Origin of the sequence: Pseudomonas sp. PB106 (genome assembly GCF_009764645.1) — a bacterium.
In the GTDB taxonomy this organism is placed as follows: domain Bacteria; phylum Pseudomonadota; class Gammaproteobacteria; order Pseudomonadales; family Pseudomonadaceae; genus Aquipseudomonas.
Genome location: NZ_RWIM01000220.1, coordinates 15,180 through 37,500 on the forward strand (window position 1 = coordinate 15,180; position 22,321 = coordinate 37,500).

The 22,321-nt window shown below is 59.9% G+C and carries 19 protein-coding genes; 8 read left to right on the forward strand and 11 right to left on the reverse strand.

Translation table 11 applies throughout. The features are described from left to right. The first annotated feature begins 229 nt into the window (after positions 1 to 229). The gene (locus EJA71_RS26570; RefSeq protein WP_158960945.1) at positions 230 to 1,378 is read left to right on the forward strand and encodes a pyridoxal phosphate-dependent aminotransferase; all 1,149 of its coding nucleotides are present in this window, start codon (positions 230 to 232) and stop codon (positions 1,376 to 1,378) included. Beyond that, the gene (locus EJA71_RS26575; RefSeq protein WP_158960947.1) at positions 1,366 to 2,157 is read left to right on the forward strand and encodes an amidohydrolase; all 792 of its coding nucleotides are present in this window, start codon (positions 1,366 to 1,368) and stop codon (positions 2,155 to 2,157) included. The genes EJA71_RS26570 and EJA71_RS26575 overlap by 13 nt, the downstream gene beginning before the upstream one ends. A 144-nt stretch (positions 2,158 to 2,301) precedes the next feature. Here the strand turns inward: EJA71_RS26575 and leuA are convergent, their stop codons facing one another. The 4 genes from leuA to EJA71_RS26595 all read right to left on the reverse strand — a co-directional run bounded on the left by leuA (position 2,302) and on the right by EJA71_RS26595 (position 7,684). Continuing rightward, complete coding sequence (leuA, locus tag EJA71_RS26580) at positions 2,302 to 3,981, reverse strand: 2-isopropylmalate synthase (RefSeq protein ID WP_053123514.1); 1,680 nt, start codon at positions 3,979 to 3,981, stop codon at positions 2,302 to 2,304. A 479-nt stretch (positions 3,982 to 4,460) separates the two neighbouring features. Further along, the gene (locus tag EJA71_RS26585) at positions 4,461 to 5,282 is read right to left on the reverse strand and encodes a M23 family metallopeptidase (protein ID WP_158960949.1); all 822 of its coding nucleotides are present in this window, start codon (positions 5,280 to 5,282) and stop codon (positions 4,461 to 4,463) included. A 3-nt stretch (positions 5,283 to 5,285) separates the two neighbouring features. Continuing rightward, on the reverse strand, positions 5,286 to 6,665 hold the full coding sequence (gene xseA, locus EJA71_RS26590; RefSeq protein WP_158960950.1) for an exodeoxyribonuclease VII large subunit: 1,380 nt from the start codon (positions 6,663 to 6,665) through the stop codon (positions 5,286 to 5,288). 131 nt (positions 6,666 to 6,796) lie between these two features. Beyond that, complete coding sequence (locus tag EJA71_RS26595; RefSeq protein ID WP_158960952.1) at positions 6,797 to 7,684, reverse strand: LysR family transcriptional regulator; 888 nt, start codon at positions 7,682 to 7,684, stop codon at positions 6,797 to 6,799. 100 nt (positions 7,685 to 7,784) lie between these two features. Between EJA71_RS26595 and EJA71_RS26600 the strand changes: the two genes are divergently transcribed. From EJA71_RS26600 to tadA, 6 genes are all read left to right on the forward strand, one after another. Beyond that, positions 7,785 to 8,552 (forward strand): sulfite exporter TauE/SafE family protein, encoded by a 768-nt coding sequence (locus EJA71_RS26600; protein WP_158960954.1) that lies wholly within the window; start codon positions 7,785 to 7,787, stop codon positions 8,550 to 8,552. A 184-nt stretch (positions 8,553 to 8,736) separates the two neighbouring features. Beyond that, the gene (locus tag EJA71_RS26605; RefSeq protein ID WP_158960956.1) at positions 8,737 to 9,285 is read left to right on the forward strand and encodes a sugar ABC transporter ATPase; all 549 of its coding nucleotides are present in this window, start codon (positions 8,737 to 8,739) and stop codon (positions 9,283 to 9,285) included. A gap of 116 nt (positions 9,286 to 9,401) precedes the next feature. Beyond that, positions 9,402 to 10,871 (forward strand): IMP dehydrogenase, encoded by a 1,470-nt coding sequence (gene guaB, locus EJA71_RS26610; protein ID WP_158960958.1) that lies wholly within the window; start codon positions 9,402 to 9,404, stop codon positions 10,869 to 10,871. A gap of 99 nt (positions 10,872 to 10,970) precedes the next feature. Beyond that, entirely contained in the window at positions 10,971 to 12,548 is a 1,578-nt protein-coding gene (guaA, locus tag EJA71_RS26615) for a glutamine-hydrolyzing GMP synthase (RefSeq protein ID WP_122589943.1), read from the forward strand. Positions 12,549 to 12,747: 199 nt separating this feature from the next. Next, the gene (locus EJA71_RS26620) at positions 12,748 to 14,124 is read left to right on the forward strand and encodes a multicopper oxidase family protein (RefSeq protein ID WP_158960960.1); all 1,377 of its coding nucleotides are present in this window, start codon (positions 12,748 to 12,750) and stop codon (positions 14,122 to 14,124) included. Further along, a complete protein-coding gene (gene tadA / locus EJA71_RS26625) occupies positions 14,124 to 14,621 on the forward strand; it encodes a tRNA adenosine(34) deaminase TadA (RefSeq protein ID WP_158960962.1) in 498 nt (165 codons plus the stop codon). The genes EJA71_RS26620 and tadA overlap by 1 nt, the downstream gene beginning before the upstream one ends. A 134-nt stretch (positions 14,622 to 14,755) precedes the next feature. On the opposite strand, the gene cmoB is transcribed toward tadA, so the two are convergent. From cmoB to EJA71_RS26660, 7 genes are all read right to left on the reverse strand, one after another. Beyond that, positions 14,756 to 15,712, reverse strand: a complete 957-nt coding sequence (gene cmoB, locus EJA71_RS26630; RefSeq protein WP_158960964.1) for a tRNA 5-methoxyuridine(34)/uridine 5-oxyacetic acid(34) synthase CmoB — start codon at positions 15,710 to 15,712, stop codon at positions 14,756 to 14,758. After that, the gene (cmoA, locus tag EJA71_RS26635) at positions 15,709 to 16,452 is read right to left on the reverse strand and encodes a carboxy-S-adenosyl-L-methionine synthase CmoA (protein WP_158960966.1); all 744 of its coding nucleotides are present in this window, start codon (positions 16,450 to 16,452) and stop codon (positions 15,709 to 15,711) included. The genes cmoB and cmoA overlap by 4 nt, the downstream gene beginning before the upstream one ends. A 121-nt stretch (positions 16,453 to 16,573) precedes the next feature. Then, complete coding sequence (locus tag EJA71_RS26640; protein ID WP_178113755.1) at positions 16,574 to 17,212, reverse strand: lysoplasmalogenase; 639 nt, start codon at positions 17,210 to 17,212, stop codon at positions 16,574 to 16,576. A gap of 2 nt (positions 17,213 to 17,214) precedes the next feature. Beyond that, complete coding sequence (locus EJA71_RS26645; RefSeq protein WP_158960968.1) at positions 17,215 to 17,607, reverse strand: protease inhibitor I42 family protein; 393 nt, start codon at positions 17,605 to 17,607, stop codon at positions 17,215 to 17,217. A gap of 142 nt (positions 17,608 to 17,749) precedes the next feature. Then, complete coding sequence (locus EJA71_RS26650; protein WP_158960970.1) at positions 17,750 to 18,202, reverse strand: hypothetical protein; 453 nt, start codon at positions 18,200 to 18,202, stop codon at positions 17,750 to 17,752. A 171-nt stretch (positions 18,203 to 18,373) separates the two neighbouring features. Continuing rightward, positions 18,374 to 20,791, reverse strand: coding sequence for an endopeptidase La (gene lon / locus EJA71_RS26655; RefSeq protein ID WP_158960972.1), 2,418 nt, complete (start codon positions 20,789 to 20,791; stop codon positions 18,374 to 18,376). Positions 20,792 to 21,533: 742 nt separating this feature from the next. Beyond that, complete coding sequence (locus tag EJA71_RS26660; protein ID WP_158960974.1) at positions 21,534 to 21,902, reverse strand: DUF6124 family protein; 369 nt, start codon at positions 21,900 to 21,902, stop codon at positions 21,534 to 21,536. Between the last annotated feature and the right edge of the window lie 419 nt (positions 21,903 to 22,321).

The following is a 22,321-nucleotide window of genomic DNA, read 5'->3' on the forward strand; positions in this document are numbered from 1 at the left end:
TGGCTGTTGATCGTTCCCATGCTCCGCGTGGGAATGTATCCCGTGACGCTCTGCGTCACAAAGCGGCGGACGCAGAGGCGTCCAAGGCTGCATTCCCACGCAGAGCGTGGGAACGATCAATATGAGAGAAGGGTGCCATCCGGCGCCCTTTTTTTATGGGCGCCGGATGGGCTATCCTCGGGCTCTCCCGCGCCGTCGTCAGAGCCGGGTGTTGAGCAGGGAATCCCCCATGATCACCAGCAAGCTGCCGAATGTCGGCATCACTATTTTCACGCAGATGTCTCAGCTGGCCGCGCAAACCGGCGCGATCAACCTGTCGCAGGGTTTTCCTGATTTTGACGGCCCGCAGGCGCTGCGCGATGCGGTCGGTCGGCACATTGCCGGTGGTCATAACCAATATTCGCCAATGACCGGTCTGCCGGCGCTGCGTGAGCAGATCGCCGCAAAGATCGCCCGTAGCTATGGTGTCACCGTCGATGCTGACAACGAAGTGACCGTGACGCCGGGCGCGACCCAGGCGATCTTCTGTGCGATTCAGGCAGTTATCCACAGCGGCGACGAAGTCATCGTTTTTGATCCGTGCTACGACAGCTACGCACCGGCGACGGAATTGGCCGGTGGTCGTTGCGTGCATGTACAGCTGAATCCGGACGACTTCTCCATTGATTTCGACCAGCTCGCTGCGGCCCTGAGCCCGCGCACGAAAATGATCGTTATCAACACCCCGCACAACCCGAGCGGCGCCCTGATCAGCCGTGCGGAACTGGACCAACTGGCGGCGCTGATCCGCGATCGCGACATCTATCTGCTCAGCGATGAAGTCTACGAACACCTGGTGTTCGACGACGTGCCCCACGTCAGCGTGCTTGCTCACGAAGAGTTGTATCCGCGTGCGTTCGTGGTCAGCTCGTTCGGCAAGACCTATCACGTTACTGGCTGGAAAACCGGTTACGTCGTCGCGCCACCGGCGCTGACCGCCGAGTTGCGCAAAGTCCATCAGTACGTCAGTTTCTGCGGCGTGACCCCGCTGCAATACGCGCTGGCCGACTACATGGCCGAGCACCCTGAACACGTCGAAGAGTTGCCGGGTTTCTATCAGGCCAAACGCGATCTGTTCTGTGATCTGCTGGCACCGTCGCGCTTCACCTTCAAACGTGTCAGCGGCACTTATTTCCAGTTGGTCGATTACTCGCAGATCCGTCCTGATCTGAGTGACGTCGAGATGGCGATGTGGATGACCCGCGAGCACGGCGTGGCGAGTATTCCGGTGTCGGTCTTCTATCAGAATCCACCCGAACGCCAGCGCCTGGTGCGTCTGTGCTTTGCCAAACGCGAGGAGACGCTGCGTGAAGCGGCGGCAAAACTATGCGTGATCTGAGTGCGTTACCCGATCTGAACCTGGCGCTGATCCAGACCAGCCTGGCCTGGCACGACCGTCAGGCCAACTTCGAACACTTCGAGCTGTTGCTGGAACAGGCGCAGGGCGCGGATCTGATCATCCTGCCGGAGATGTTCACCACCGGTTTCTCCATGGAATCGGAAACCCTCGCCGAGCCCGAGAACGGTCCGAGCCACAAATGGCTGCGGACGCAGGCCGCTAAATTGAATGCGGTGATCACCGGCAGCGTAATCATCCAGGCCGCTGACGGCAGCCATCGCAATCGCTTGCTGTGGGCACGGCCGGACGGCGAAGTGCTGCATTACGACAAGCGTCATTTGTTCCGCATGGCCGGAGAGCACAACCATTACACGCCCGGCGAACGGCAGGTGCAGTTCGAGCTCAAGGGCTGGCGGATCCGGCCGTTGATTTGCTACGACCTGCGTTTCCCGGTGTGGAGTCGTGATTCGCAGGATACTGATCTGCTGCTGTACACCGCCAACTGGCCTGGGGCGCGACGGTTGCACTGGAATCGACTGTTGCCGGCACGGGCCATCGAAAACCTCTGCTACGTAGCGGCGGTGAATCGCGTTGGCACCGACGGCAAGGGCTTTGCCTACACCGGTGACAGTCAGGTGCTGGATTTCCAGGGCGAGAGCTTGCTGGCGGCAGGGGAGGCGGACGGCGTGTTCAAGGTGGTGCTGGAAGCGGCGCCATTGGCGGCTTATCGCGAGCGCTTTCCGGCGAATCTGGATGCCGATACCTTCGAGTTCACCTGAAAAGCAAAAGATCGCAGTCTTCGGCAGCTCCTACATTGGGATGTCGCTCACCCAGTAGGAGCTGCCGAAGGCTGCGATCTTTTGATCTTCAACAAAAAGGCCCCGAAGCTTTCACTTCGGGGCCTTTTGCGTTTCAGCAGTCGATTAAGCCGCTTTCGCCTCAGGCTGGCTCAGCGAGCGGTTCAGCGCGCTGAACAGCGCCTTGAAGCTCGCCGTGGTGATGTTTTCATCGATACCCACGCCGTGCACCGCACGTTCGCCGTTCACGCGCAGCTCGATGTACGCCGCTGCTTTGGCGTTGGTACCCGCGCCGATCGCGTGTTCGTTGTAGTCCATGATCTCCACCGGGATCGGCAGGCCGGCGACCAGTGCTTCCAGCGCACCGTTGCCCTTGCCACGCCAGTGCAGGTTGGTTTCGCCCTGACCCTTGCTCGCCACTTCCACTTCAACATTGCTGTTGCCGTTTTCTTCCTGCAGGCGATGGCTGACCAGCGCATACGGGGTGTTGGCTTGCAGGTATTCACTGATCAACAGCGAGTGAATCTGCTTGGCGGTCATCTCCAGGCCCAAGCGGTCAGTTTCGCGCTGCACGACCTGGCTGAATTCGATCTGCATGCGACGTGGCAGGCTGATGCCGTATTCCTGCTCCAGCAAGTAAGCGATGCCGCCCTTGCCCGACTGGCTGTTGACGCGAATCACCGCCTCGTAGCTGCGGCCAATGTCGGCCGGGTCGATCGGCAAGTACGGCACTTCCCACAGTGCATCTGGTTTCTGTTGGGAGAAGCCTTTGCGGATCGCGTCCTGGTGCGAGCCGGAGAACGCGGTGTGCACCAGATCGCCGACGTATGGGTGACGTGGGTGAACCTGAATCTGGTTGCACTCTTCAACGACTTTGCGCACGCCATCGATGTCGGAGAAGTCCAGCTGCGGATCGAGACCCTGGGTGTACATATTCAGGGCGACGGTGACGAGGTCGACGTTGCCGGTACGCTCGCCGTTGCCGAACAGGCAGCCTTCGACGCGATCGGCGCCGGCCATCAGGCCCAGCTCGGTGGCGGCGACGCCAGTGCCACGGTCGTTGTGGGTGTGCAGACTGATGATCACGCTGTCACGACGGTTGATGTTGCGGCCGAACCACTCGATCTGGTCGGCGTAGATGTTCGGCGTCGCGCATTCAACGGTGGCTGGCAGGTTGAGAATCATCTTGTGCTCAGGCGTCGGGTTCCACACCTCGATCACCGCATCACAAACTTCCTTGGCGAATTCCAGCTCAGTGGCGCTGAAGGTTTCCGGCGAATATTCGAAGGTCCACTCGGTGTCCGGCTGCATCGCGGCGTATTTGACGAACAGCTTGGCAGCGTTCACGGCGATGGCCTTGATGCCGTCCTTGTCCTGGTTGAAGACGATGCGACGGAAGGACGGCGAGGTGGCGTTGTACAGGTGAACGATGGCTTTCTTCGCCCCGCGCAGGGATTCGAAGGTACGCTCGATCAGGTCTTCACGACCCTGGGTCAGCACCTGAATGGTGGTGTCGTCCGGGATGTGGCCTTCTTCGATCAGGGTACGCACGAAGTCGAAGTCGGTTTGCGAAGCGGCCGGGAACGAGGCTTCGATTTCCTTCACGCCCACTTGCACGAGGGTTTTCCAGAAGCGCAGCTTCTTCACCGCGTCCATCGGCTCGATCAGCGACTGGTTGCCGTCACGCAGGTCGGAGCTGCACCAGATCGGCGCGGTGTCGATGGTCTTCGACGGCCAGGTGCGATCCGGCAGGTTGATGACAGGAAACGCGCGGTATTTCGAAGACGGATCTTTGAGCATGCTCATCGGGAAATTCCTTATTGTCTGGGCCGAAAAGAGGCGGCCTGCCGGTGTTACGAATGTTCTGGGAAACGCGTAGGACGAGGTACCGCGATTCAGCCCGGCAGTCGTGCGCTGACGAGGCACAGGCTGCGGTGCTGGCGAAGCTGAATGAGGGTGTGAGAGGTTTTCATGCCTTCAACCCTAACCGCGAGGGGAGAGGATGGCAAGCAGTCGAAAAAAATTGAGAGGAATACTCGGAAAGCGGGGGTTTGCAGGATTTTATTGCGCTTAAGTCGGTGGATCTTGTTGATGTTTGCGTGAGGTTAGATCGGGGCGCAATTGAAGTGGGTAGGGTAGCAGAGAGTTCTGCGGTGGTTGTGATGCCGTCTTCGCGGGCAAGCCCGCTCCCACAGTACCTGTGTCGTACACGGATCTCATGCACGGCCAAGAAACCTGTGGGAGCGGGCTTGCCCGCGAAGAGGCCAGTGGCCTCAATACATGATTCAGGGTTGAAACGCACCAATGAAAATCGCCGGATCCACCCGCGCATCATTCAGGCTGACATTCCAGTGCATGTGCGGCCCGGTCGCCCGGCCGGTCATGCCAACCTTACCCACCACCGCGCCGCGCGCCAGTTGATCGCCGACCTTCACGTCAATCTTCGACATATGGCAGAACATGCTGATAAAGCCCTGGCCATGGTCAACAAACACGGTGTTGCCATTGAAGAAGTAGTTGCCGGTGAGGATCACCTTGCCCGCCGCCGGGGTCTTGATCGGCGTGCCGGCCGGCACCGCGAAGTCGAGGCCAGCGTGGGGATTGCGCTCTTCACCATTAAAGAAGCGACGCACACCAAACTTGCTCGACAGCGGTCCGTTGACGGGTTTGTCCAGCAACAGATTGCTCGGTGTGTTCGGGCTGAAGCTGCGGTAGGCCTTGATTTGCTCAGCCAGTTCACCTTCGATGCGCTTGAGGTTCGACTGATCCGGATTGACCTGCTGTTTGTTCTTCAGGGTGATGCGCTGTTCCGGGTATTTCTTGTTGCCCACGGTGAATGGCAGATTGCGCCCGCCGCTGCTGACCTGCTGCGCGCCAGGCTTGACCGTCAACGGCACGCCGACAATCGCCAGCCAGTTGTTCTGTTCTTTCACCACCAGCACCGGTTTGCCTTGATATGTGGCTTTCGGCGCCTGTGCGGCCGCGCCGAGATCAACCACCGCCACACCGCCCGGCACCGGTTTGTTCAGCAGCCGGGTGATGTAGCTGTCAGCATGGGCGTTGAAGGTCAGACAGAGCAACAACAATGGAGCGAGAAAACGCGGCATGGATCAGTCCAGTAAAGAGAGGGTGACAGGCGTCAGGTGATTGTCCTCGACACGCACTTGCAGTTCGCCTTCGCCGAGCTTGGCTTTGAGTCGCTGGCCGGTGTGGGTCTGCGCAGCGTTGCGGATCGCATGGCCGCGCTCATCCAGCAGAATGCTGTAACCGCGACCAAGCGTTGCCAGCGGGCTGACCACGTGCAGCGTCTGCATCTGACTGTGCAGTTGCAGGCGACGGTTTTTCAGGCCTTCGCGCATCGCCCGAGGCAGGCGTTCGGCGAGGCTGTCGAGGCGCTGGCGCAGCATCGCCAACTGGCGGCCCGGATGTTGCGCGGCGAGGCGGGTTTCCAGGCGGATCAAGCGTTCGCGACGAGTGTTCAAATGACGCTCAAACGCCCGGCGCATGCGCATGTCCAGATCATCCAGACGTTGCGCTTGCTGGCGCAGACGTTCGCCGGGATGACGCAGGCGCCGGGCCATGCCTTCCAGACGCAAGCGATCACGCATCAAACGGTCGCGCATGCGCATCACCAAGCGGCGATGCAGGCTTTCGACCTGACGGATCAGGTGGCTGGAATCGGGCGCGAGCAATTCGGCGGCAGCGGATGGCGTCGGTGCGCGGACGTCGGCGACAAAGTCGCTGATCGACACATCGGTTTCATGGCCGACTGCGCTGACAATCGGCGTCACGCAGGCATCAACGGCGCGGGCCACGGCTTCTTCGTTGAAGCACCAGAGGTCTTCCAGCGAACCGCCGCCACGGGCGAGGATCAACGCGTCGAACCCACGGGCATCGGCCATTTTCAGGGCGCGGACGATTTGCGCGGTGGCTTCGCGGCCCTGCACGGCGGTCGGAATCAGCGTCAGCTGTACCTGCGGCGCACGGCGGCGGAACACACTGATGATGTCGCGAATCACCGCGCCGGTTGGCGAACTGATGATGCCGATGCGCTGCGGATGCGCCGGCAACGGCACTTTGCGTTCGGCACTGAACAGGCCTTCAGTGCTGAGTTTTTCTTTCAGTGCATCGAAGGCCAGACGCAGCGCACCGTCACCGGCAGGTTCAACGGTGTCGAGAATCAGCTGATAGTCGCCACGGCCCTCGAACAGCGAGACCTTGCCACGCACCTTCACCGCCAGGCCGTCCTTCAGCGCCTGACGCACGCGCGCGGCGTTCTGCCGGAACAATGCACAGCGCACCTGTGCGCCGCTGTCCTTGAGGGTGAAATAGATGTGGCCGGACGCCGGGCGGGCGAGGTTGGAAATTTCGCCTTCGACCCAGATGTTGCTGAACACGTCTTCGAGCAACACCCGCGCGCGGCCGTTGAGCTGGCTGACGGTCAGGACTTCACGGTCCAAGCCAAGTCTTGCAAAGGGATCTTTAATCATGGGGCGCAGTTTAAAGGCATTCTTCCGCTGATTGCACGATCCCTGTAGGAGCTGCCGCAGGCTGCGATCTTTTGATCTTGATCGGCAGGAAAAAGATCAAAAGATCGCAGCCTCGTTTCACTCGTCAGCTCCTACACGGGAGGTGTGAAGGTCTGGATGAAGTGTTCGATCAGCGGTGTTGGATTCTGGCGGTAGGCGAGGGCGACGGTGCTGTGGCAATCGGGATCAGTCAACGGAAGAAATCGTACGCCGCTCGGTGCAATGTCCTGCATTGATTCAGGCAGCAGGGCGATGCCGAAACCGGCCTGAATCAACTGCAATTGCGTGGTCTTGCGCGACATCACCCGCGCGGCTTTCGGGAAGAAACCCTGGCGCATGCACAGGTCGGCACACAGATAACTGAGGCCGCCGCGTTGCGGATGGGGAATGGAGATAAAGGCTTCGTCCTTCAGTTGTGCCAGATCGACTTCGGCTGCCTCGGCCAATCGATGCTCAGCCGGCACCGCCAGCAGCAACCGTTCAGTAAACAGCGGCACAATCTGAATGCCTTCGCGCTGGCGCAACACGGGCAACCGCAACAGGCCGATATCGAGGCGTCCCTCGGCCAGCTCTTCCAGTTGCGCCTCGGAAGACAACTTGCCGATGTCCAGCGACACGCCGCTCTGCTGATCAAGGTAGGTGCTGATCTGCTGAAGAAGCCAGCCGCTGATCGTCACCGTACTCGAATGGCTCAAGCGCAAGGTGCCGCGTTGGCCATTGCCGACCGCAGTGGCCATGGCGCTGGCCTTGCTCAGCTCATTAAGCAGATTACGTGCGCGAGGCAAAAAAGCTTCGCCCGCTGCCGTGAGTCGGGGCTGGCGCGCGGTGCGTTCGAACAGTGGCGTTTTCAGGCGCGTTTCCATGTCCTTGATCTGCCGGCTCAGCGCCGATTGCGCAATGAACAAGCGTTCGGCGGCCGCGCTGAAGCTTCCGCATTCGGCGATTTCGACGAAGTAACGTAATTGACGGGTTGAAAGCACGAGTCATGCCTTTTCGAGATGAGTAAGCGACCTGGAAGATATTAGTCGCAACCCTCGGCGCTGGCTAAAGTCATCTCAGGCTTATTAAGGAAGTAGACCCATGAGTGTGGCGGCGTTGTTGAGCGAGTGGACATGGGGCGCCGGAGGTTGGGCGGTGATCGGGCTGGGCATCGCGTTGGCCTATATCGTGTTCGGCATTGCCGGGTTTGGCACGGCGCTGGTCGCGGGGCCGATTCTGATTCTTTTCATGCCCTTGTCGAAGATCGTGCCGTTGTTGGTGTTGCTGGATTTTGTCGCGGCGTTCGGCAATCTGCTGCCTTCGCGGCGGGATGTCGCCAAGCCCGAGTTGTTGCGGCTACTGCCGTGCATGGCGGTCGGTTGTACGTTGGGAGTGATTTTCCTGCTCAACCTGAAATCTGATGTGTTGCTGCTGTTGATGGGGCTGTTTATCAGCGCGTATGCGATTTACAGCCTGTGGGTGAAAGCGCGGCCGGCGCAATTGTCGGCGGCGTGGGCAGTGCCGATGGGCACGGTGGGCGGGTTGTTTGGCGCGCTGTTCGGCAGCGGCGGCTTTCTCTATGCGATCTATTTGAACAGTCGATTGCCGAAAGAGGCCGCCCGGGCCACGCAAAGTGCGCTGATCAGCTGCAGCACGGTGGTGCGTTTGAGCCTGTTCGCCATCGCCGGGGTGTATGCCGAGCTACCCTTGTTGATGTTGGCGTTGTGTCTGTTGCCGGCGATGGCGCTGGGGTTGTGGATTGGCCGGCGGTTAACCATCAGGTTGTCGCGTGAGGCGTTCGTGCGGTTGGTGACGTGGCTGGTGCTGGCGAGCGGGATTGCGTTGATCGGGCGTTACCTCAGCACTTGACCGGATTTCGTCAGGGATTAAGCTGCCGGCCGCACTGATGCCATCGCGGGCAAGCCCGCTCCCACAGGTTTCTCTCGTGTACACAACATTTGTGATCGACCGAGATCCCTGTTGGAGCGGGCTTGCCCGCGATGGCGGCGGAGTGAGCACCGCAGAACTTCCATTTGACGTCGCAGGCTGCACCATGAATTCGCAAAGCATCATCGTCCCGAAAATTTCCACCCTGCCGGTCCATGAACCCCGGGCCCGGGCGATTCTGCGTTGGCTGGTACGCAAGAACATCGTCAAGGAAGAACTGAGCACCTGCGGTCGCACCGGCAATCGCATGGCGTATGCGATTGCCGACGGTGCGCGTGCCGTGGTCCTGCACCCGCAGGCATTGCCGTTCGGTGAGCCGATCAACGGCTTGGAGATCGTCACCAAGCGCTGCATCTACACCCCGGCCAAGGGGTTTCTCGAAGAGGCCGGGTGCGCCGAGTGCCGGCGTGAAGTCGGCGAAGCGCTGTTCGAAAGCCTTGAAGAATGGTTTCCCGGCCGCACCGACAACTTCACCTGCCCGGAATGCGGGCATGAAGACGACATCAACGGTTTTCTGTTTTTGCAGGAATGTGCGTTTTCCAACCTCGGTTTCATCTTCAACAACTGGCTGGAAGCGGGCTTCAAGCAAAGCTTTATCGATGAGTTCGCCGATTGGCTCGATCAACCTGTCTCCTGGGTCAAGGTGGAGCTGTAGGGCCGGGCGTTCCCGTACATCAGCAACATTGATATTAAGCTGAGTTTTACGTTGCTCCGAAGGGGGTGTCTGACTATAATGGCGCGCTTCCATTTTCCCGCTCGGGAGCCCCCGCGATGCTGCGTATCAGCCAAGAAGCTCTGACATTCGACGACATTCTCCTAGTGCCCGGTTATTCCGAGGTGCTTCCTAACGAAGTCAGTCTCAAGACCCGCCTTACCCGTGGCATCGAGCTGAACATTCCTCTGGTTTCTGCTGCAATGGACACCGTCACTGAAGCCCGTCTGGCAATCGCCATGGCTCAGGAAGGTGGCATCGGCATTATCCACAAGAACATGACCATCGAGCAGCAAGCTGCCGAAGTGCGTAAGGTCAAGAAGTTCGAAGCCGGCGTCGTCAAGGATCCGATCACCATTGAGGCAGATGCCACGGTGCGTGACCTGTTCGAATTGACCCGCATGCACAACATTTCCGGCGTTCCGGTACTGCACGATGGCGACCTGGTCGGCATCGTTACTTCCCGTGACGTGCGTTTCGAAACCCGTCTGGAAGCCACCGTACGTGAAGTGATGACGCCTAAAGAGCGTCTGGTCACCGTGCGTGAAGGCGCCGACAAGAACGAAGTCCGCGAGCTGCTGCACAAGCACCGTCTGGAAAAAGTTCTGATCGTCGACGACAAGTTTGCCCTCAAAGGCATGATGACCGTCAAAGACATCGAAAAAGCCAAAGCCTACCCGCTGGCCAGCAAAGACGATCAAGGTCGTCTGCGCGTGGGCGCTGCGGTCGGTACCGGTAAAGACACCGGTGACCGCGTAGCTGCCCTGGTTCATGCCGGTGTGGACGTGGTGGTGGTCGACACCGCCCACGGTCATTCCAAAGGCGTGATCGACCGCGTTCGCTGGGTCAAAGAGAATTTCCCTGAAGTGCAGGTGATCGGCGGCAACATCGCCACCGGCGCCGCTGCCAAGGCTCTGGCCGAAGCAGGCGCTGACGCCGTCAAGGTCGGTATCGGCCCGGGCTCGATCTGCACCACCCGTATCGTCGCCGGTGTCGGCGTCCCGCAAATCAGTGCCATCGCCAACGTTGCCGCTGCCCTTGAAGGCACCGGCGTTCCATTGATCGCCGACGGCGGCATCCGTTTCTCCGGTGACCTGTCCAAGGCCATCGTAGCCGGTGCTTCCTGCGTGATGATGGGCTCGATGTTCGCCGGTACTGAAGAAGCGCCGGGCGAGATCGAACTGTTCCAGGGCCGTTCGTACAAGGCGTATCGCGGCATGGGTTCGCTGGGCGCCATGTCCCAGGCGCAAGGTTCTTCCGACCGTTACTTCCAGGACTCCTCGGCAGGCGCCGAGAAACTCGTTCCGGAAGGCATCGAAGGCCGTGTGCCGTACAAAGGCACCCTGAGCGCGATCATTCACCAGTTGATGGGCGGCCTGCGTTCCTCGATGGGCTACACCGGTAGCGCCAACATCGAAGAAATGCGCACCAAGCCTGAGTTCGTGCGGATCACCGGTGCTGGCATGGCCGAATCCCACGTTCACGACGTGCAGATCACCAAAGAAGCGCCAAACTACCGCGTAGGTTGAGCCTTCAAGCAATAAAGTAAGCAACCGGGGCTGTTTGATTCAGCCCCGAGTTGTTTCTGAATCACGACTGTTTCTGAACGACTTAGACGAGACTGAATCATGGCCCTCGATATTCACGCTCACCGCATCCTGATCCTCGACTTCGGTTCGCAATACACCCAACTGATTGCCCGCCGCGTGCGCGAGATCGGTGTGTACTGCGAACTGCACCCGTTCGACATGGACGAAGATGCGATCCGCGAATTCGCACCTAAAGGCGTCATCCTCGCCGGCGGCCCCGAGTCCGTACACGTCGCCGACAGCCCGCGTTGCCCACAGGCAGTGTTCGATCTGGGCGTACCGGTTTTCGGTATCTGCTACGGCATGCAGACCATGGCCGAGCAACTGGGCGGCAAGGTTGAAGGTTCCGAACTGCGTGAGTTCGGTTACGCCCGCGTTGACGTGGTTGGCAAGAGCCGCCTGCTCGACGGCATCGAAGACCACATCGACGCTGACGGCCTGTTCGGCCTCGACGTGTGGATGAGCCACGGTGACAAAGTCACCAAGATGCCGGAAGACTTCCACATCCTCGCCAGCACCCCGAGCTGCCCGATCGCCGGTATGTTCAACGACGACCGTGGCTACTACGGCGTGCAGTTCCACCCGGAAGTGACCCACACCAAACAGGGCGGTCGCATCCTGTCGCGCTTCGTTCTCGACATCTGCGGCTGTGAAGCCCTGTGGACGCCGTCGAAAATCGCTGAAGACGCTATCGCCAACATCCGCGCACAAGTCGGCACCGACAACGTGTTGCTGGGTCTGTCCGGCGGCGTTGATTCCTCGGTCGTTGCCGCGCTGTTGCACAAAGCCATCGGCGACCAACTGACCTGCGTCTTCGTCGACAACGGCTTGCTGCGTCTGCACGAAGGCGAGCAAGTGATGGCCATGTTCGCCGAGAACATGGGCGTCAAAGTGATCCGCGCCAACGCTGAAGATCAGTTCCTCGACAACCTGGCCGGCGAAGCCGATCCGGAGAAGAAGCGCAAGATCATCGGTCGTACCTTCATCGACGTATTCGATGCCCAGTCGAACAAACTGGAAAACATCAAATACCTCGCTCAGGGCACCATCTACCCGGACGTGATCGAGTCGGCTGGCGCGAAAAGCGGCAAGGCTCATGTGATCAAGTCGCACCACAACGTGGGCGGCCTGCCGGAAGAAATGAACCTGAAACTGGTCGAGCCACTGCGCGAACTGTTCAAGGACGAAGTCCGTCGTCTGGGTCTGGAACTGGGCCTGCCGTACGACATGGTCTACCGCCACCCGTTCCCGGGCCCGGGCCTGGGCGTGCGCATCCTCGGTGAAGTGAAAAAGGAATACGCCGACCTGCTGCGTCGTGCCGACCACATCTTCATCGAAGAACTGCGCAAAGCCGACTGGTACCACAAAGTCAGCCAGGCCTTCGTCGTGTTCCAGCCAGTGAAATCGGTTGGCGTGGTCGGCGATGGCCGTCGTTACGCCTGGGTCGTTGCCCTGCGTGCAGTAGAAACCATCGACTTCATGACCGCGCGTTGGGCTCACCTGCCTTACGAACTGCTGGAAACCGTCTCCGGCCGCATCATCAATGAAATCGAAGGCATTTCGCGCGTCACTTACGACGTGTCGAGCAAGCCGCCGGCGACGATTGAGTGGGAATAATCCTGCACAAACCTTGACGGTTTGATCGCTGGATAAAAAGCCGCGTGAACGCGAGTTCACGCGGCTTTTTGCATTTATAAAATCGGCCCTGCGGTCCGTGGTCACGGCCGCTTTGCTGTTTCTTTCACAGTTGCGGGTGTATCGTATTCGCCTTTTGCGGGCCCGGTGCCCGTCGCTGATTCGTGAGGTAGTTGAGTTCATGTCCTTTACCCGTCGCCAAATCCTCGGTGGCCTGGCCGGTCTTGTTGTCGTTGGTGTCGGGGCGGGGGGCGCGTCGCGTTATTGGCTGGGCAAAATGGCTGACGCTGAGGCGGGGCATGATTACGAGCTGATCGCCGCGCCGCTGGACGTTGAGCTGGTGCCGGGGCACAAGACTGAAGCCTGGGCGTTCGGGCCGTCGGCGCCGGGCACTGAACTGCGCGTGCGTCAGGGTGAATGGCTGCGGGTGCGCTTCATCAACCATTTGCCGGTGGCGACCACCATTCACTGGCACGGCATTCGTCTGCCGCTGGAGATGGACGGCGTGCCGTATGTCTCGCAATTGCCGGTGCTGCCGGGCGAGTACTTCGATTACAAGTTCCGCGTGCCGGATGCCGGTAGCTATTGGTATCACCCGCACGTCAGCAGCAGTGAAGAACTGGGGCGTGGGTTGGTCGGGCCGCTGATCATCGAAGAGCGCGAGCCGACCGGTTTTGTGTACGAAAAGACCTTGAGCCTGAAGAATTGGCACATCGATGACGTAGGCAATTTCGTCGAGTTCAGCATTCCGCGTGAAGCGGCGCGTGGCGGTACGGCGGGGCGTTTGTCGACGATCAACGGTGTGCCATTGCCGGTGATTGAATTGCCCGCTGGGCAGATTACGCGGGTGCGTTTACTTAACCTCGATAACACGTTGACGTATCGCATCAACATTCCCGGCGTCGAAGCAAAAATCTATGCGCTGGACGGCAACCCGGTCGAGCCACGCCCGCTGGGCAAGGAATACTGGTTGGGCCCCGGCATGCGTATTTGCCTGGCGATCAAGGCCCCGGCGGCTGGCGAGGAATTGTCGCTGCGCAACGGTCCGGTGCGTCTCGGCACGCTGCGCTCGGTGGCCAATACCGATGCGCCGACCGAGTGGCCAAAGGCGCTGCCCGCCAACCCGGTGGCCGAGCCGGACCTGGCCAAGGCCGAGAAACTCAACTTCAATTTCGAGTGGGTCGGCTCAGTATCGGTCAACACCGAAAACGGCAAGCCACCGAGCCTGTGGCAGATCAACGGCAAGGCTTGGGATATCACCGACAAGACCTGCGCCGACCGACCGATTGCCAGCCTGAAACTGGGGCAGAGCTATATTTTCGAATTGAAAAACATGACCCAGTACCAGCACCCGATCCACCTGCACGGCATGAGCTTCAAGGTGATTGCGTCGAACCGGCACAAGATCATTCCGTACTTCACCGACACCTATCTGCTGGGCAAGAACGAGCGTGCGCAAGTGGCGCTGGTGGCGGATAACCCCGGTGTATGGATGTTCCACTGCCACGTGATCGACCACATGGAAACCGGCCTGATGGCCGCCATCGAGGTGAAGTGATGCGCCAGATTCGCCCCGCTGCGATCATCGACCGCAGCCGTGACCGCGATTTCATGCGCGAAGCCCTGACCCTCGCCGCACAAGGCGCAGCGCTCGGTGAAGTGCCGGTGGGCGCGGTGTTGGTGCAGGACGGCGCGATCATCGGTCGCGGCTTCAATTGCCCGATCAGCACCAGCGACCCGAGTGCCCACGCAGAAATGGTCGCGATCCGCGCAGCGGCGCAGGCGGTGGATAACTATCGTCTGCCGGGCAGTACGCTGTATGTGACGCTGGAGCCGTGCAGCATGTGCGCCGGTTTGATCGTGCATTCGCGGGTGGCGCGGGTGGTGTATGGGGCGCTGGAGCCGAAGGCGGGGATTGTGCAGAGTCAGGGGCAGTTTTTTACCCAGGGCTTTCTCAACCATCGAGTGTTGTATGAGGGCGGGGTGTTGGCGGAAGAGTGTGGGGCGGTGCTGACCGAATTCTTCCGGGCGCGGCGTGCGAAACCCACTGAATAAAGAACTGCATCGAACCCTGTGGGAGCTGGCTTGCCAGCGATGGCGTCCGCACATCAAACATTGATGCCGACTGATCCACCGCTTTCGCTGGCAAGCCAGCTCCCACAGATTTTTGCAGCGTTTGCGAGATCGGATTACTTCTTCGCGACAATCACCGCACGCATCGGTGCAGGCAGGCCTTCGATGGTTTTGCTGTGGTCTTCGGGATCAAGGAAGTCGCTCAGCGATTGATACTTCATCCACTCGGTGCCGCGCTGTTCTTCGACCGTGGTCATGCTTACATCCACGCAACGAATGTCGGTGAAACCGGCACGACGCAGCCATAATTCCAGCGCCGGCACCGACGGCAGGAACCACACGTTACGCATCTGCGCATAACGGTCTTCCGGCACCAGCACCTGATGTTTGTCGCCTTCGACTACCAGCGTTTCCAGCACCAGTTCGCCGCCCTTGACCAGGCAATCCTTAAGCGCCAGCAAATGCTCGATGGGCGAGCGACGGTGATAGAACACACCCATGGAAAATACCGTGTCGAAGCCTTCCAGATTCGCCGGCAGGTCTTCAAACGGGAACGGCAGGTGCCAGGCATTCGGTTCTGACAGATAACGCTGCACCGCCTGGAACTGGCAGAAGAACAGCCAGTTCGGGTCGACACCGATCACGCTGTCGGCACCGGCGCCGAGCATGCGCCACATGTAGTAGCCGTTGCCGCAACCGACATCGAGGATGCGTTTGCCTTTCAGATCCAAGTGCGGGGCGACCCGCGACCACTTCCAGTCCGAGCGCCATTCGGTGTCGACGTGCACACCAAACAGGTCGAACGGCCCTTTGCGCCACGGCGACAGGCCCATCAATGCGCTACGCATCTGTGCGCGGGTTTCATCGTCGCAATCGGTATCGAGTTTCAGGCCGTTGAGCAGGTCGACTTCGCTCGGCTGAATCTTCGGCAAGGCGTCCAGCGCACTCTGCCAGCGCTCCAGATCGCCGTGGCCTTTCTCCATTTTCTTGTCGAGTTGCGCTTGCAGGGTGTTGGCCCATTCGGCCAGCGGGGTGCCGGCCAGACGGCGGGCGAGGGGGGACAGATCAATCATGGCAAGGCAATCAACGAGGCAAAGTTAAGACACTGGAACCACGGCACGACTTTCGAGAACCCGGCAGCCAACAGGCGTTCGCGGTGTTCTTCGAGGCTGTCGGGCTTCATGACGTTTTCGATGGCGCTGCGCTTCTGGGCGATTTCCAGTTCGCTGTAGCCGTTGGCGCGTTTGAAGGCGACGTGCAGATCGGTGAGCAGCGCGTGTTCCTCGGCATCGTTGAAGCGCAGTTTCTCCGAGAGGATCAACGCGCCGCCGGGCAGCAAGGATTGGCGGATGCGCGAGAGCAACGCAGTGCGTTGATCGGGGGCGATGAATTGCAGGGTGAAGTTCAGCGCGACCACCGAGGCAGGCTGGAAGTCGAGGGCGAGAATGTCGCCTTCGATGACTTCCACCGGCAGCAACTCCTGGAACATCGAGTCCTGACCGTTGAGGTACTCGCGGCAGCGTCCGACCATCGCGGCGGAGTTATCCACCGCGATCACCCGGCAACCGTCGGTGCGCACGTGACGACGCAGTGCCTGAGTGACAGCACCCAGCGATGAGCCGAGGTCGTAGAGCACGCTGTTCGGCTGGGCGAACTGCGCCGCGAGTACGCCAAGGTTTTCGACGATGGTCGGATAACCCGGCACCGAGCGCTTGATCATGTCCGGGAACACCCGCACCACGTCTTCGTTGAAGGCGAAGTCGGGTACCTGGGCCAGAGGCTTGGCGAAAATGCGATCGGGTTCTTTGCTCACGGCGGTTCCGGCGGTGTAAATGGAAAGGCCGGCATTTTAGCCAAAAGGGCGCGGGGATGCTTGGGTTGTCTGATAAAGCGTTTTTTGCCGGTGATCGTTTCCACGCGGAGCGTGGGAACGATCAGATCCGTTTAGTCTGGGAGAAAGCGGAGGCGGCAATGCCCCACTGGCCCAACCAGTAGCTGAGGATGATGACGTACGGCGCGGCATGGAATGGCGATACAAAACGATCAATGCCGATCACGCTGTCCGAAAACACAAACGCCAATGCACCGCCAACCGCCAGTAGAGCCGAACGCTTGGGCACATCGGTGCCGAGCCGGGCGAGGGCACGCCAGAGCATCGCGCTGATCGCCGTGGCATAGACAATCACCGGCACCAACAATGGCCCGAGACCGCTGGAAATCAGGAGTCCTAGCAGCACCGCGCCAACGCCAAGGGCAAGCACTAGAGGCAGAATCGCCAGACGCTTGCAGTCACTCAGATAAGCCTTCAGATACGCCAGATGGGCAATCAGAAACGCGCCGAGGCCAAACACAAACAAATCCACCGGCCACGCCAGCAGCACATCACCGAGCAGCGAGAAAATCAGGCCGAGGCTGATCCAGCGGCGATAGTCGCTGACCGGCGCATCGTGCAGCCAACCAAGCAACGCCAGCACTGGCAACGGTTTGACCAACAGGCAGAGCATCGCGGCGTGGGTGCTGACACCGTAGAGAAACGTCACCGCGCCCATTAGCGCGAGAATCAGCCAACCCACGATCAGTTCACCGAAATCGCACAGTCAAAGGTTTCCACCGGCAGCACTTCCGGCGCCCACGGCTGTTGCGAAGTCAGGCGCAGGCGCCCGGTGCCGGTGGCGAATGCCTGGAAGCGCCAAGTGGAGACTCCGGCAGCGCCGACCACGCCGGCATCTTCCGGATTGCTGTAAACCTCAGGGCTGAGGGCGCGCAGGACACCGCCGGCGGAATCCTGAATCGCCCAGCGATAACCCGTGGTCGGGTTGCTTGGCAGGGTGATGATAAGGTTTTGCCCATTGGTCAGTTTCACCGGGCATTCGCTTTGTTTTTCCACGGTCACGTTGTGTTTCGGTTGCGTGGCGCAGGCGGCCAGCAAGAAAAGGGCGAGGGGGACAAACAGGCGAGTGGGGGACATAGGCTCAGCAGCTCCGGGCGTTCAGGACGAACGGCGAGCATAACTGAAGATGAGACAAGGTGTGACAGTGACCAGTTGCGAGCGCTGCCACCGTGCGACTGCTCAGCAATCACACGCTAGCAGGCTCTGTTACAACGACGGATCAGAAAGGCCAGATCAGTTCGTTGAGCAAAACGAAGCCCTTGCCGGTGACTTCGCGGGTGTCATCACCGTGGCTCGCTTTGCCGGAAAGTTTGAAGCCGCTGATGGAGTACCGGTACAGACTTGGGGCGAGTTGGGTGACATCGATAGTTGATGAGTAATCCATTTCATAGGTATATGCCTGAATACCTCGCTGGGTCACGATGGATTCAGAGTAACCATTGATCTGAGGCGCCAGCAGACTACGCAAAGACATGTAAATGTTTGTGGCGCCAGACAGATTTTCATTGTTCTTGAAAGCAAGGTTATAGCCGCCCAGCGGGCTGAAAGACGCGGAAATGGCTCTGGTCGTGTAGCTCGTCAAGTTGACTGCGACGCCGCCAATTGTTCCTTTCACTTCAACGGAGAGATTTCCGTCAACGAAAATTGCATTGGTATCGGTTGGATTTGCCATGAAGTGCGTCCCTGAATTGAATGAATTCGAGAAGCAAGTCTGAGTTGGCGGCCATCCGCTGAGAACTGTCAGATATGACAGTTCTTATGCCCGTTCGCGATTGTAGTGTGCATCAAAAGTAATACGACGTACCTCTGCCAGCGCAATGCGTTGGCAGAAGCACTGATCAACTTAGAACAACACCTTCGCCACATCGGCAAACTTCTTGGCGAAATGCACGGTAATCCCTTCCTTCAGATAATCCGGCAATTCCTCGAAGTTACCCCGGTTCGGCTCCGGCAAAATCAGCTCGAAAATCTTCTGCCGCCGCGCCGCAATCACCTTCTCGCGCACCCCGCCAATCGGCAGCACATGCCCGGTCAGCGTCAGTTCGCCCGTCATCGCCACGCCTTTTTTCGGCGGCTGATTGCGTGCGAGGGAGAGCAGGGCGCTGGCCATCGTCACGCCGGCGCTCGGGCCGTCTTTCGGGGTGGCGCCTTCCGGCACGTGCAGGTGGACGAAGGCTTCGTCGAAGAACTTCGTGTCACCGCCGAACTGTTTCAGGTGCGAGCTGACGTAGCTGTAGGCGATCTCCGCCGATTCCTTCATCACATCGCCCAGTTGCCCGGTGAGTTTGAAGCCGCGATTGAGCGTGTGAATCCGTGTGGCTTCAATCGGCAATGTCGCGCCGCCCATGCTGGTCCAGGCCAGACCGGTAATCACGCCGGTGCCGGACAACACTTGTTCGTTGCGGAACACCGGATGACCCAGCGACGCTTCGAGGTCTTTCGGCCCGAGCTTGATCACTGCTTTCGGGTCGTCGATGAGCTTCATCACCGCTTTTCGCACCAGTTTGCCCATCTGTTTTTCCAGCTGGCGCACGCCGGCTTCGCGGGCGTAACCGTCGATCAAGGCTTTGAGCGCAGTGTCGCTGATGCTCAGACTGCCCTTGGACACGCCGGCCTTTTCCAGCAGCTTCGGCCACAGGTGACGCTTGGCGATGGCGACTTTTTCTTCGGTGATGTAGCCCGACAGGCGAATCACTTCCATCCGGTCCAGCAATGGGCCGGGAATCGAATCGAGGGTGTTGGCGGTGCAGACGAACAGGACTTTCGACAAGTCCATGCGCAGGTCGAGGTAGTGGTCGAGGAATTCGACGTTCTGCTCCGGATCGAGGGTTTCCAGCAGCGCCGAGGCCGGGTCGCCCTGGTAGCTTTGGCCCATCTTGTCGATCTCGTCGAGCATGATCACCGGGTTCATCACTTCGACGTCTTTCAACGCCTGCACCAGTTTGCCCGGCTGCGCGCCGATGTAGGTGCGGCGGTGGCCCTTGATCTCGGCTTCGTCGCGCATGCCGCCGAGGCTGAAGCGGTAGAACGGCCGGCCGAGGGATTCGGCGATGGATTTGCCTACGCTGGTTTTACCCACGCCCGGCGGGCCGACCAGCAGCACGATGGAGCCGCTGATCTCGCCTTTATAAGCACCGACGGCGAGGAATTCGAGGATGCGATCCTTGATGTCGTCGAGGCCCGCGTGGTGTTTGTCGAGGACTTTGCGCGCGTGCTTGAGGTCGAGTTTGTCCTCGCCGTACACGCCCCACGGCACCGAGGTCGCCCAGTCGAGGTAGTTGCGGGTGACCGCGTACTCCGGCGAACCGGTCTCGAGGATCGACAGTTTGTTCATTTCCTCATCGAGGCGTTTCTGCACCTGCGCCGGCAGGACTTTGCCTTCGAGGCGTTGTTCGAACTGTTCGAGGTCGGCGCTACGGTCGTCCTTGGTCAGGCCGAGTTCTTGCTGGATGACCTTGAGTTGTTCCTTGAGGAAGAACTCGCGCTGATGCTCGCCGATCTTGCGGTTAACTTCCGCCGAGATTTCTTTTTGCAGGCGCGCGACTTCGACTTCCTTGCGCAGCATCGGTAGGACTTTTTCCATGCGCTTGAGCATCGGCACGCAGTCGAGCACTTCTTGCAGCTCGGGGCCGGTGGCGGACGTCAGGGCGGCGGCGAAGTCGGTCAGCGGCGACGGGTCGTTGGGGCTGAAGCGGTTGAGGTAGTTTTTCAGTTCTTCGCTGTACAGCGGGTTGAGCGGCAGCAGTTCCTTGATCGCGTTGATCAGCGCCATGCCGTAGGCCTTGACCTCGTCGGTCGGCTCGGTCGGCTGGTGCGGGTATTCGACTTCGACCAGATACGGTGGGCGGTGGTGTTTGAGCCAGGTTTTGATGCGGACGCGGCTCAGGCCTTGGGCGACGAATTGCAGTTTGCCGTTCTCGCGGCTGGCGTGGTGGACTTTGACCAGGGTGCCGTATTCGGGGAGGGCGCCGGTGTCGAAGTGGCGCGGATCTTCCTGGGGCGTGTCCATGAAGAACAGGGCCAGGGAGTGGTGTTCGGATTTGCTGACCAGTTCGAGGGTTTCGGCCCAGGGTTCTTCGTTGACGATGACCGGCAGGACTTGGGCCGGGAAGAACGGGCGGTTGTGGATCGGGATGATGTAGACCTTGTCCGGCAGGTTTTGGCCGGGCAGGGCGAGGCCTTTGCCGGAGGCGGTGTGTTCGATGTGTTCGGCTTCGGTGTAGTCGTCTGGGTTTTCCGGGAATTCTTGCTGGTCGCTCATGGGGCACCTGCGCAATGGAGTATGGGTCTTAGATGGGGCAGGGCTTGGGTGGTTTCAATGGGTGGGGGTGTTTCTGCTTGTGTGTTCAGGGTTTTGACAGGGGTCACGCTTTTGACTTGGCGGCCTTTGGGCCGGCCATGTTCTTGGGGGGGTGGGTGTATATCCGTTTTTTCGGGTGTTGCGGCTGGCGGTTTCGCCCTTACGGCGAGTCACCTTTTCCAGACGCCGAAAAGGTAACCGAAAAGGCTTGCTCCTGCGTTCGGCCCGCTCGCTGGGGCTCGGGGTTCCTTCGCTGCGGGATCGATCCGGGGGGCAGCGCCTCCGGTTTGCTTCGCTGCACCTCCTCTCGCTGTGTTTGGCTGCGCCAAACGGTCGCTGCGCTCCCACCCCCGGATCAATCCCTCCACTCAGCCTTCCGACGTCGCCCGAGGATCAAGATCAAAAGCGGTACTCGAGCTTGCGCTCATTGTGTTGAGTGGGGCTGCTTTGCCGCGGGTTTTGTGTAGGAGCTGCGGAGGCTCGGGCCGCGATCGGACGATCTTTTGATCTTGCTCCTGCTTTTGCTTTTCTGTGGGAGCGAGCTTGCTCGCGAAAGCGGTCTGACAGCCGACCTTTCTCTGGCAGATGTATTCGGTCCCTGTGGGAGCTGGCTTGCCAGCGATGGCGGCCGGCAAGCCGACCATTCTTTAACTGAATTCCCCATTCCAACTGTAGGAGCGAGCAGGCTCGCTCCTACAAGGGGTCAGTGTTGTGGCTGGCGGGTTTCGACGTTATCCAGTACCTGATTCACCGCCAGCTCCGCGAGCATGATGATTTGCTGGATCGCCAAGATAGTATGACGCTGCGGTGGGTCGACGTAGGCGGCGATGTCGCTGGTCATGATGCTGGCGGAGGCGAGGGATTCGCAGGCGTGGGCCAACAGGGTTTCGTTGTCCTGGTTCGGGGTGACCTGGAACAGGGTGCTGGGTTTGTGGAAGCGCAGGGTTAAGGCGTTGGGTTTGAGGTAGTGGTCGAGGGCGCGTTCGGCGGCGTCGTGGAGTTTCTTTGAACCGGGGAATTCGTAGGGTGTGGTGTCGTCGATTTCGGGCGGATTGGGTGTTGGTTTGATCATGGTGAATACTCAGTTGGTGAAAGTGGAGCTACTCCCGATTGCCGCGACGCAATCTGAGGTGGCAGCTGTACGCGGGTTCGCGGACCGATAACTGAGGAATCGGCATACCCCCAAGGAGATATCCCGCGCACAGCCGCCATGACACAACAGGCACCGAGGTGCCGTGAGGGTGGCGATTATGCATCAGTTATCGGGCCGCGACGCCCGTTCGCTGAATTTGCAGCGACCCCCCGAGCCTATCCAGCCGATTTCCGAGGCACAACCGACGCGACTTGTCGGAAAACTCCGTGCCATTCCCGGCGTCTGTAGGACAAGCAAAATTCCTACAACCAACGCTGATCAAACTGTGGGAGCTGGCTTCTCCAGCCGATTCAAAATCGGCGGGCACAAAAAAGGCGATGTCCCCTTCGGGGCATCGC